The organism is Peribacillus acanthi, from assembly GCF_003073175.1.
In the GTDB taxonomy this organism is placed as follows: Bacteria; Bacillota; Bacilli; order Bacillales; family DSM-1321; genus Bacillus_BN; species Bacillus_BN acanthi.
On record NZ_QBBX01000016.1, the window covers coordinates 497 to 11,146 of the forward strand.

Below are 10,650 nucleotides of genomic sequence, written 5' to 3' on the forward strand. Positions count from 1 at the left end.
TGATATTATTCCGCAGTAGCTCAGTGGTAGAGCACTCGGCTGTTAACCGAGCGGTCGTAGGTTCGAATCCTACCTGCGGAGCCAAATATGCTTCCATAGCTCAGCAGGTAGAGCACTTCCATGGTAAGGAAGAGGTCACCGGTTCGAGTCCGGTTGGAAGCTTATTTCATTAAAGTATGGCCCGTTGGTCAAGCGGTTAAGACACCGCCCTTTCACGGCGGTAACACGGGTTCGAATCCCGTACGGGTCACCATTTAATATTGGAGGATTAGCTCAGCTGGGAGAGCACCTGCCTTACAAGCAGGGGGTCGGCGGTTCGATCCCGTCATCCTCCACCATTTAATTTTTGCCGGTGTAGCTCAGTTGGTAGAGCAACTGACTTGTAATCAGTAGGTCGTGGGTTCGACTCCTATCGCCGGCACCATTTTTTAATATGTGGAGGGGTAGCGAAGTGGCTAAACGCGGCGGACTGTAAATCCGCTCCCTCCGGGTTCGGCGGTTCGAATCCGTCCCCCTCCACCATTTAAAAAACCATGTGGATCAGTTATATTAATCCAGGATCAGGGGATTATATAATTACCACCTATTTTTTTGCCTGTTTTTACATATTGGGGTATAGCCAAGCGGTAAGGCATAGCACTTTGACTGCTACATGCGTTGGTTCGAATCCAGCTACCCCAGCCATTAGAGCCATTAGCTCAGTCGGTAGAGCATCTGACTTTTAATCAGAGGGTCGGAGGTTCGAGTCCTCCATGGCTCATCTTTAATGCGGAAGTAGTTCAGTGGTAGAATACAACCTTGCCAAGGTTGGGGTCGCGGGTTCGAATCCCGTCTTCCGCTCCACTTGAATTCTATTAGTTATGGGGCCTTAGCTCAGCTGGGAGAGCGCCTGCCTTGCACGCAGGAGGTCAGCGGTTCGATCCCGCTAGGCTCCACCATCAAACTACATAACACCAATTCATGTCTTAAATCATTATGATTTAAGACTTTTTTTTTTCAAAAAGAAAATATAAATTTGGTTAATACATTTAAATATGCTTATGCTTAACACTTCCCATTTCTAAGAAGAACGAATAATCATACATTTTTTTGTCGGGTTGAGTCATTCATTTTTTTCGGGATACAATGTAAGTAGAGATTGATTAGGAGGAGAGCATATGAAGAAAAATATTTCGATTATTGGGGTTCCTATGGACTTAGGTCAAACACGTCGTGGAGTAGACATGGGGCCAAGTGCAATACGATATGCTGGAATTGTGGAGCGATTAGAAGCACTGCAATATGAAATTGAAGATTTAGGTGATATTAGGATTGGTCAGGCTGAACGCACATCGACTGAATTGAAGCTGCGTAATCTGAAATCGGTTGCAGAAGGAAATACGAAATTGGCTGAACAAGTCGATCAAGTCATTTCCAATGGTTCATTCCCACTTGTTCTGGGCGGCGATCATAGTATTGCTATAGGAACTATAGCTGGCGTTGCAAAACATTATCAGAATTTAGGAGTCATTTGGTATGATGCCCATGGAGATTTGAATACATCAGAAACGTCTCCTACTGGCAATATCCACGGAATGCCCCTTGCTGTAAGTCTAGGATTAGGAGAATCAACTTTAACTAATATCCTTGGGTATGCTCCCAAAATAAAGCCGGAAAATGTTGTCCTTATTGGTGCTCGTTCATTAGATGAAGGAGAAAGAGAACTAATCAAGGAGATTGGCATTAAGGTTTATACTATGCATGAAATCGATCGTATGGGTATGGCAAAGGTGATGGATGAAGCAATTACATACTTAAAGAGTAAAACAGATGGAGTCCACTTATCCTTAGATTTGGATGGTTTAGATCCAGCGGATGCACCGGGCGTAGGTACTCCGGTTCTGGGTGGAATTAGTTATCGTGAAAGCCATTTGGCAATGGAGATGCTTGCAGAAGCACAATTGATTACATCAGCAGAGTTTGTTGAGGTAAATCCTATATTGGACGAGAAGAACAAGACTGCTACTGTGGCTGTTGCTTTAATGGGTTCTTTATTTGGTGAGAAGTTACTTTAATTTTAACAATAAAAATACCAGGGAGGTCTTTCTCCCTGGTTCCTTGTTATGGCAATTTTATTATATAGCCTTGCTGTTTTTCATCATGAAGAGATACTGATTTATTAAAGAATCCAATTCAATACTTGTTTGAATGACTTTTGAGTTTTCTAAAGAAGTTTTTTCAGCTAAGGTAATCATTCTTTCTCTTACTTCTTCGATATTCTGTAATAGTTGCTGCATTTCAACGGGCATTTAGATTCCCCACTTTCTCCCATTAAATTGTATTACTACTTTTTTCCCTTATTTTGGATAATTAAACACTACTTTTTATTTTTTTGTTACACTATTTTTGTAGGAATTTTGAAACCTTTACGCTTACGATACGTACATATCGTATAGCCGCATAGGGCGGAGGGTAAATAGAACATGGAACTACTCGTCAAACAGAGAATAAAAGAAGTGCTAAAAGGCGATCAAAATGCCTATAGTGAGATTGTAGAACTATATAAGGATAAGGTCTTTCAAATATGTTATCGCATGCTAGGGCATCGTCATGAGGCAGAGGACATGGCACAAGAGGCCTTTGTGCGAGCATATGTTAATATACACAGTTTCAATATCAACTTAAAATTTTCTACGTGGCTATATAGAATTGCAACAAACCTATGTATCGACCGGATAAGAAAGAAGAAGCCAGATTATTATTTGGATGCAGAGATTGCAGGTACCGATGGGCTGGATATGTACTCACAGGTTGCTTCAGATTCTCCCGGCCCTGAGACTGAGGTGGAGAGTTTAGAATTACAGGACTCCATTCAAGCGGAAATTATGAAATTACCTGAAAAGTATCGTTCGGTAATTATCTTGAAATATATTGAAGAGTTATCTTTAAAAGAAATCAGTGAAATACTGGATATGCCAATAGGTACCATAAAAACTAGGATTCATCGTGGAAGAGAAGCATTACGTAAACAACTAAGCCATTTATAAAAAAGCAGGTGATGAAGATGAAATGTCCAATCGAAATAGAAGAATATATGCATGAGTTTCTAGACCATGAAATTAGCGCCGAGCATGAAAGGATACTTCGACTCCACTTGCAGGAGTGCAAAGCTTGCCAAATTCATTTTCACGAATTAAAGAGGACAATTGCGTTAGTCCAGAGCACCTCACACATCGAAGCTCCATCTGACTTTACTCAAAAAGTCATGGCTAGCCTTCCGAAAGAAAAGAAAAAGGTGGGGATACAAAGATGGTTTAAGCATCATCCAATCCTTACAGCAGCCTCATTATTCGTTGTACTAATGGGAGGATCCATGCTCGCTGCTTGGAATGAGGATCATCAGTTTTCTTTTTCGAAGCAACCTGAATTAGTTGTTGAAAAAGATACAGTAATTGTACCGGCTGGAAAAACAATAAACGGTGATGTTACAGTGAGAAACGGGAATATCAAGATTGAAGGTAAAGTGAATGGGAATGTCACGGTCATCAATGGTGATAAATATCTGGCTTCCGCTAACAATGTGACAGGTGATATAGAAGAAGTAAATCAAGTATTCGAATGGCTATGGTATAAGATTAAAGATACAGCGAAGAGGTCTGTTCAAATGATTAAGGGAGATGAGAAGGCAGTGTCATCCAATTAGGATGGCTCTTCTTTTTGTACTTTGGTAAATATAAACTGACAGTAAGAAGTAAGTCTCTTTGTAGTGGCCTATTTTAGCAATAAAGTATCAGTGAACCTAGACTTTCACCAACCCCAAGCTTGGAGCAAGCCTAGTTTTCTAATAGATAGGAAGCTCATTTGCTTTTAAGTAGCAAGTCAGCTAGACCAATGAGATTCAAGGGGTGGATTTTTGAAAAGAATGGTGGATATTGAGAGAGAAATTGTAGTTTGTGGTATAATAGTAAAGTTATCGGAAAAAATCGGAGGAAACAACCAATAGTTTCTTATTCGCCGACTGGAGGAAGTAACGTGTCATTATCAAATCTTACTTTCCTTGATGTATTCATAAATTTTATTGATGTTTTGGTAGTGTGGTATGTCATTTACAAACTACTGATGGTAATTCGTGGAACAAAAGCTGTACAGCTATTAAAAGGTATTTTTGTCATAGTTGTAGTTCGCAGCTTAAGTAGTTTCTTTGGACTTACCACTCTAGGTTGGTTGATGGAGCAAGCGATGACCTGGGGATTCCTAGCAATCATCATCATTTTCCAGCCTGAGTTAAGAAGGGCACTTGAGCAATTGGGAAGAGGGAAGATTTTTGCCAGGTCCACTATGCAAGAGGAAGAGGAACAGGAAAAATTGGTTGATGCTATTGTTAAGGCCACTGCCTACATGGCGAAACGACGAATCGGTGCTCTGATCTCAGTCGAGAGGGAAACCGGTTTGAGTGATTACATAGAAACAGGTATTGGTCTTCAATCTAAAGTTTCATCTGAACTACTTATCAACCTGTTTATCCCTAATACACCACTCCATGATGGTGCAGTCATTATTCAAAATAATAGTGTGGCGGCAGCTGCCTGTTATCTTCCACTATCCGAAAGTCCATTTATTTCAAAGGAACTTGGAACACGCCATCGTGCTGCCCTGGGTGTCAGTGAAGTGACAGACTGTGTCACTATTGTCGTTTCTGAGGAAACAGGAAGCATTTCTTTGACTAAAAACGGGGAATTGCACCGCGACCTAAGTCAGGATGCATTTAAGGATCTATTAACTAATGAACTATTACTCGCCAATAAAACACAGGCTACTGCCCGTTGGAACTGGAGGGTGAAAAAACATGGATAAATTGATGAACACCCCATGGTTTATTAGGGTAGTCGCATTATTGTTGGCTGTATTACTGTATATTTCTGTCAGTTATGACCCGGAATCTACACCAGGTGGTCTAGGATTTTCTACACCTTCTAAGTCCGATTCAGAAGTGGTAGAGGATGTACCAGTAGAGCTTTATTATGATCGAGAGAATTTAGTCGTGACGGGGGCGCCCGAAACGGTTGACGTAAAATTGCAAGGTGTGAAAAGTTTATTAATATCAGCGAAAAACAATCGGGAGTTCAAGGTCTATATCGATTTATCTGATCCTGAAATTACATTGGGAAGAAAGCAAGTGCCTATCAAGATTAGGGATATTAGTGAAAAATTAAAAGCTACCATAGAGCCGGCTTATGCAAACATTACAATTCAAGAAAAAGTTACAAAAGAATTCAGCGTCGAACCTGAATTTAATCGTTCATTGCTTGAAGAAGGATATTTAGCAGATGAGCCCACAGTCAGCCCAGCCAAAGTCAAAATTACAGGCGCTAAAGATATTATTGATCAAATATCTTATGTAAAGGCTACAGTCGAATTAAATGGTACTGTTAATGATACCGTCTATCGACAAGCGAAAGTACGTGCATTAGATCGAGAATTAAATAAGTTGGATGTCTCGATTGAACCAGAAATCGTGGATGTGAAAGTACCCATTAAAATCCCTAGTAAGCCTGTAGCAGTGACGCCTATTCAAAAGGGAAATCCACAAGACGGATATGTAATTAAGTCTATTTCCATCAGTCCAAATACTTTATCACTGTTCGGAAAGAAATCCGTGCTAGATTCTATTGATACTATAGAGGCTCCATTCGATGTAAGTGGATTGGACCAAGATACGGAATTGGACATCCCAGTAAGCTTGCCAGAAGGAGTTAAGACCACATCTGCTCCAGAAGTGAAAGTAATCATTGATATTGAAAAAGTAGATGAAACTGGAACTTCACCTGGTGAAGAAAGTAATGAAAATACTGAAGAGACTAATGAGGATATTACTAGAACCTTTCCGAATATTAAAATTCGATATGTGGGGTTAGGGAAAGAGTTTGATTTAGCTTTTCTCTCCCCTCAATTGGGTGCATCAAATGTAACAATTTCAGGTAGACCAACTGATGTAAACGAAATTAATGCATCAGATATTCAATTGTCCCTTAATGTTGAGGGACTAGAAGAAGGGGAACATGAACTTCCATTGCTTCTTAAAGTACCAAATTCAGTAAGAGGTAATGCTGGTCTTGAAAAAGCATTGGTCTCTATAACAAGAGCTACAGAAGAAACGTAACAGTGAATAAATAGAAAACATAGCAAGAATAAGGAGCGAATAGACAATGGGTAAATATTTTGGAACTGACGGAGTCAGAGGCGTCGCAAATAGCGAATTAACTCCAGAATTAGCCTTTAAACTTGGTCGTTTTGGCGGATATGTATTAACAAAAGATACGCAGCGTCCAAAAGTATTAATTGGAAGAGATACACGTATCTCAGGTCATATGCTTGAAGGTGCATTAGTAGCAGGGTTACTATCAATCGGAGCTGAAGTCATGCGTTTGGGTGTCATTTCAACTCCAGGAGTAGCTTTTTTAACTAAGGCATTAAATGCTGAAGCGGGCGTAATGATATCAGCGTCTCACAATCCCGTAGCGGACAATGGGATTAAATTCTTTGGTCCAGATGGATTCAAGTTGTCTGATGAACAAGAATTAGAAATTGAACATTTAATGGATCTTGAAGAAGATACTCTTCCAAGACCAGTTGGAGCAGGTCTTGGACATGTGAATGATTATTTTGAAGGTGGACAAAAGTACCTTCAATATCTAAAACAATCTGTTGATGAAGAGTTCACTGGCATTCATGTGGCACTAGATTGTGCACATGGTGCGACATCTTCTCTTGCTACGCATTTATTTGCAGATTTGGATGCGGATATCTCGACGATGGGTGCATCTCCTAATGGACTGAATATTAATGAGGGAGTGGGATCTACCCATCCTGAAGCATTAGCTGCGTTCTTGAAGGAAAAAGGTGCTCATGTTGGACTTGCTTTTGATGGTGATGGAGATCGATTAATTGCAATTGATGAGCTAGGAAATATTGTTGATGGCGATCAAATTATGTACATTTGTGGAAAATTCATGAAGGAACAAGGTCGTTTGAAGCATTCAACTGTTGTTTCTACCGTAATGAGTAATCTAGGCTTTTATAAGACCTTGGAAGAGCATGATGTGAAAAGTACTCAAACTGCTGTTGGAGACCGTTATGTCGTAGAGGAAATGAAAAAAGGCGGCTACAACTTGGGTGGAGAACAATCCGGCCACATTATCTTCTTAGATTACAATACAACTGGAGATGGTTTACTGACTGGTCTTCAATTAGTAAATATCATGAAGGTTACGAAAAAGCCTCTTTCTGAATTAGCTAATGAAATGAAGAAGTACCCTCAAAAGCTTGTCAACGTCCGTGTAACTGATAAATACGGTGTGACAGAAAATGAAAAGGTTCATGACATCATCACACAAGTAGAGGAAGAAATGAACGGAAATGGTCGCATCCTTGTTCGTCCTTCTGGAACAGAACCACTTGTTCGTGTAATGGCAGAAGCTCCTACACAAGAAAAATGTGATGAATATGTTAGCCGAATCGTGTCAGTAGTTGAAGCTGAAATGGGACTAAAAGAATAGGTTCGTAAAGATATGCATAAATGGCACTTATTGCTCATTTATGCATATTTTTATAATGAGGCCGTGGTTTAGATCATTGAAGCATGGGTAAATATTCGTTAGAGTAAACACCCTTTCTCTTGATATAGCTACTGCCTTATATTTTTAGTTGACGGATTACAATCCATCATGTATGATTATCCTGTTTTTGCAAAGAGGATTTGTAAAAACTGTCAATCGTCCAAATTCATAACGAAAGGCGGATCGTTTCATACTAACTATATATAATCAAAGCGCCTGAACTAGGCTATGGACGTGAAATAAGCTTAGTTGACGAGGAGGAGGAGTATCGAAGTTTCGGCGGATACCTCCCGGCTGTTAGTGCACAGCCGCAGAAATTTTTTCTTTAAAACATTGAGGTAACTCTTTGGACAAAGAGAAAAAAATGCACACATTCAGAGATAAGGGGACAGGGTGTCCCCGTACATTCTTGTCCCCCTTCAATTTTGGGAGGATACTATATATGTGTGGAATTGTTGGATATATTGGAAATAAAGATTCGAAAGAAATTTTATTAAAAGGCTTAGAAAAGCTTGAATATAGAGGATACGATTCAGCTGGAATCGCAGTGATGAATGATGTAGGCGTAACAGTCTTCAAGGAAAAAGGTAGAATTGCTGATCTTCGCGAAGTCGTTGAAGAGAACCTTTTTGCACAAACAGGGATTGGGCATACTCGTTGGGCAACACATGGAGTGCCAAGCAAAGTAAACGCGCATCCACATCAAAGTACTTCAGGTCGTTTCACATTAGTACACAATGGCGTAATTGAGAACTATGCTTCCCTAAAACGTGAATTTTTAGAAGGTGTGGAACTTAAAAGTGAAACCGATACTGAAATCATTGTTCAGATGATTGAAAAGTTCGTGGAAAACGAAGCTCTTTCTACAGAAGATGCATTTCGTAAAACATTGAAATTATTGAAGGGTTCTTACGCGATTGCATTATTAGATTCTGAAAATGACCAAACTATTTTTGTTGCTAAAAACAAAAGTCCATTACTTGTAGGTGTGGGTGAAGGTTTTAATGTTGTAGCTTCTGATGCCATGGCTATGCTTCAAGTAACAGACCAATTCGTTGAATTAATGGATAAAGAAATGGTTGTAGTTACAAAAAATGAAGTTACGATTACGAAATTAGATGGTCAGCTAGTATCTCGTGATCCTTATACTGCAGAGCTTGATGCAAGTGATATCGAAAAAGGTACGTATCCTCACTACATGCTGAAGGAAATTGACGAGCAGCCACTTGTTATGCGTAAAATCATCCAAGCTTATCAAAATGAAGCTGGTGAGTTAACAGTGGACGCGAAGATTTTGGATGCTATGAACAGTGCAGACCGTATCTACATCGTTGCTTGTGGAACAAGCTATCACGCAGGATTGGTAGGGAAGCAGTTCATTGAGAATATGGCAAAAATCCCAGTCGAAGTTCATGTAGCTTCTGAATTCAACTACAATATGCCATTGCTTTCAGAAAAACCATTGTTCATTTTCATTTCTCAAAGTGGAGAAACAGCTGATAGCCGTGCAGTGCTAGTATCGATTAAAGAACTTGGTTACAAAGCATTAACGATTACTAACGTTCCTGGATCTACGCTTTCCCGTGAAGCGGATTATACATTATTGCTACATGCAGGTCCTGAAATTGCTGTTGCTTCTACGAAAGCTTATACAGCACAGATTGGTGTCCTTGCAATCCTAGCTAATGTAACGGCTAAACATCGTGGAATCGAGCTTGATTTTGACTTAGTGAAAGAGCTTGGAATCGTTGCAAATGCAATGGAAGTACTTTGTGATACGAAGGAAGAATTTGAAAACATTGCGCGTAATTTCCTTGCGACTACTCGTAACTGCTTCTTTATCGGTCGTTCTGTAGACTACTTCGTTGGTTTAGAAGGGGCATTAAAGTTAAAAGAGATTTCTTATATTCAAGCAGAAGGTTTTGCTGGTGGAGAGTTGAAGCACGGTACAATCGCTTTAATTGAAGACGGTACTCCTGTTATTGCACTTGCTACTCAAGAAGCGGTTAACCTTGGAATCCGTGGTAATGTTAAAGAAGTTGTTGCACGTGGTGCCAACCCATGTATCATCTCAATGAATGGCCTTCAAGAAGAAGAAGACACATTCGTAGTACCAGCTGTGCATGAACTATTAACACCTCTTGTCTCTGTCATCCCACTACAGCTTATCGCTTACTATGCTGCCCTACATCGCGACTGTGATGTAGATAAGCCACGTAACCTAGCGAAGAGTGTAACTGTGGAATAATATATTATTTGAAAGACCGAAGGATATTCAGGTGTAAGCCTGGTTTCCTTTGGTCTTTTTTTGTAAATTCGAGAAAATATAGAAGTAAAACGGAGTAAAAATGAAACGATTACTAAACTTGTTCGTAATTTATATTAACTAGTAAGAAATGCTGGGCTTGGAAAGGCAAGCTCATATAAAAGAATACAAATAAAGGAGTAAAATGATCATGAATATTGTTTTTGTTTTGATATGAGTAATCAATGATTCTAATAAAATAACATCCAAAATAAAAACAATCTATTCCACTCCCTTTTTATTGTGGTAGAAGATACAGAGCATCTAGAGAAAATTTTATCTGTTACTAGGCTATTGAAGGAACCAATAAAACTGGAGAAAGCTATCTGATGGGTATTTATAGATTGTAAGATGTTTTGTTAATTCACCAGATTCAAAGAATACCTTACATTAATTAAGGAAGGTGAAATAATGATGGAATTACTTATCATTAGACATGGTCAGTCAGAAGCGGATATATTAGGGGTCCATGAAGGAAGGGCAGACTTTCCGTTAACCGACCTAGGTGAAAGACAAGCTAGGAAGATGGCGGAGTATGTAGCGACACATTTTCTTCCTGACATCATTTTATCTAGTCCGTTGAAAAGGGCTAATAAGACAGCTTCTATATTGCAACTTGAAACAGGATGTGAGTTGGTGGTGGAAGAGGGTTTAATGGAATTCAATAACGGTGTACTTGCTGGACTATCCAGGGAAGTAGCGGCAACACGATATCCACTCCCTAAGAACGGTAGACCCATACATATTCCT

9 protein-coding genes and 10 tRNA genes are annotated in these 10,650 nt (G+C 39.6%); 18 read left to right on the top strand and 1 reads right to left on the bottom strand.

Annotated features, from left to right (window positions below; genetic code table 11):
- The first annotated feature begins 9 nt into the window (after positions 1 to 9).
- The 11 genes from DBX25_RS15100 (at position 10) to rocF (ending at position 2,054) form a co-directional block, all read left to right on the top strand.
- A tRNA-Asn gene (locus tag DBX25_RS15100) sits at positions 10 to 84 on the top strand.
- Positions 85 to 89: 5 nt separating this feature from the next.
- Positions 90 to 162: transfer RNA gene (locus tag DBX25_RS15105), tRNA-Thr, on the top strand.
- Between the two features lie 16 nt (positions 163 to 178).
- Positions 179 to 253 (top strand) — tRNA-Glu (locus DBX25_RS15110).
- 9 nt (positions 254 to 262) lie between these two features.
- Positions 263 to 338: transfer RNA gene (locus tag DBX25_RS15115), tRNA-Val, on the top strand.
- 10 nt (positions 339 to 348) lie between these two features.
- Positions 349 to 424 (top strand) — tRNA-Thr (locus DBX25_RS15120).
- Positions 425 to 437: 13 nt separating this feature from the next.
- Positions 438 to 522: transfer RNA gene (locus DBX25_RS15125), tRNA-Tyr, on the top strand.
- Positions 523 to 609: 87 nt separating this feature from the next.
- Positions 610 to 684, top strand: a tRNA-Gln gene (locus DBX25_RS15130).
- 3 nt (positions 685 to 687) lie between these two features.
- Positions 688 to 760: transfer RNA gene (locus DBX25_RS15135), tRNA-Lys, on the top strand.
- A gap of 8 nt (positions 761 to 768) precedes the next feature.
- A tRNA-Gly gene (locus DBX25_RS15140) sits at positions 769 to 843 on the top strand.
- Positions 844 to 862: 19 nt separating this feature from the next.
- Positions 863 to 938 (top strand) — tRNA-Ala (locus tag DBX25_RS15145).
- Between the two features lie 219 nt (positions 939 to 1,157).
- Positions 1,158 to 2,054: an arginase gene (rocF, locus tag DBX25_RS15150; protein WP_108671647.1), complete on the top strand. Its 897-nt coding sequence runs from the start codon at positions 1,158 to 1,160 to the stop codon at positions 2,052 to 2,054.
- A 60-nt stretch (positions 2,055 to 2,114) separates the two neighbouring features.
- Here the strand turns inward: rocF and DBX25_RS15155 are convergent, their stop codons facing one another.
- The gene (locus DBX25_RS15155) at positions 2,115 to 2,288 is read right to left on the bottom strand and encodes an aspartyl-phosphate phosphatase Spo0E family protein (RefSeq protein WP_108671648.1); all 174 of its coding nucleotides are present in this window, start codon (positions 2,286 to 2,288) and stop codon (positions 2,115 to 2,117) included.
- Positions 2,289 to 2,462: 174 nt separating this feature from the next.
- Between DBX25_RS15155 and sigW the strand changes: the two genes are divergently transcribed.
- From sigW to DBX25_RS21425, 7 genes are all read left to right on the top strand, one after another.
- Positions 2,463 to 3,026 (top strand): RNA polymerase sigma factor SigW, encoded by a 564-nt coding sequence (gene sigW, locus DBX25_RS15160; protein ID WP_108671649.1) that lies wholly within the window; start codon positions 2,463 to 2,465, stop codon positions 3,024 to 3,026.
- A 17-nt stretch (positions 3,027 to 3,043) separates the two neighbouring features.
- The gene (locus DBX25_RS15165; protein ID WP_108671650.1) at positions 3,044 to 3,682 is read left to right on the top strand and encodes an anti-sigma factor family protein; all 639 of its coding nucleotides are present in this window, start codon (positions 3,044 to 3,046) and stop codon (positions 3,680 to 3,682) included.
- Positions 3,683 to 4,011: 329 nt separating this feature from the next.
- Positions 4,012 to 4,833 carry a diadenylate cyclase CdaA gene (cdaA, locus tag DBX25_RS15170; RefSeq protein ID WP_108671651.1) on the top strand — a complete coding sequence of 274 codons (822 nt, stop codon included), beginning with the start codon at positions 4,012 to 4,014 and terminating at the stop codon, positions 4,831 to 4,833.
- Entirely contained in the window at positions 4,826 to 6,139 is a 1,314-nt protein-coding gene (locus tag DBX25_RS15175) for a CdaR family protein (protein WP_108671652.1), read from the top strand. Before cdaA ends, DBX25_RS15175 begins: the two co-directional genes overlap by 8 nt.
- A gap of 46 nt (positions 6,140 to 6,185) precedes the next feature.
- Positions 6,186 to 7,535: a phosphoglucosamine mutase gene (gene glmM, locus DBX25_RS15180; protein WP_108671653.1), complete on the top strand. Its 1,350-nt coding sequence runs from the start codon at positions 6,186 to 6,188 to the stop codon at positions 7,533 to 7,535.
- A 502-nt stretch (positions 7,536 to 8,037) separates the two neighbouring features.
- Positions 8,038 to 9,843 (top strand): glutamine--fructose-6-phosphate transaminase (isomerizing), encoded by a 1,806-nt coding sequence (glmS, locus tag DBX25_RS15185; RefSeq protein WP_108671654.1) that lies wholly within the window; start codon positions 8,038 to 8,040, stop codon positions 9,841 to 9,843.
- 471 nt (positions 9,844 to 10,314) lie between these two features.
- Positions 10,315 to 10,650: histidine phosphatase family protein (locus tag DBX25_RS21425; protein ID WP_240620348.1), on the top strand; the 336-nt coding region annotated here is incomplete at its 3' end.

Bases quoted from the DNA above. Each gene is read 5' to 3' on its own strand.
- glmM (WP_108671653.1), top strand. From the start codon at position 6,186: ATGGGTAAATATTTTGGAACTGACGGAGTCAGAGGCGTCGCAAATAGC.
- sigW (WP_108671649.1), top strand. From the start codon at position 2,463: ATGGAACTACTCGTCAAACAGAGAATAAAAGAAGTGCTAAAAGGCGAT.
- glmS (WP_108671654.1), top strand. From the start codon at position 8,038: ATGTGTGGAATTGTTGGATATATTGGAAATAAAGATTCGAAAGAAATT.
- rocF (WP_108671647.1), top strand. From the start codon at position 1,158: ATGAAGAAAAATATTTCGATTATTGGGGTTCCTATGGACTTAGGTCAA.
- DBX25_RS15165 (WP_108671650.1), top strand. From the start codon at position 3,044: ATGAAATGTCCAATCGAAATAGAAGAATATATGCATGAGTTTCTAGAC.
- DBX25_RS15155 (WP_108671648.1), bottom strand. From the start codon at position 2,288: ATGCCCGTTGAAATGCAGCAACTATTACAGAATATCGAAGAAGTAAGA.
- DBX25_RS15175 (WP_108671652.1), top strand. From the start codon at position 4,826: ATGGATAAATTGATGAACACCCCATGGTTTATTAGGGTAGTCGCATTA.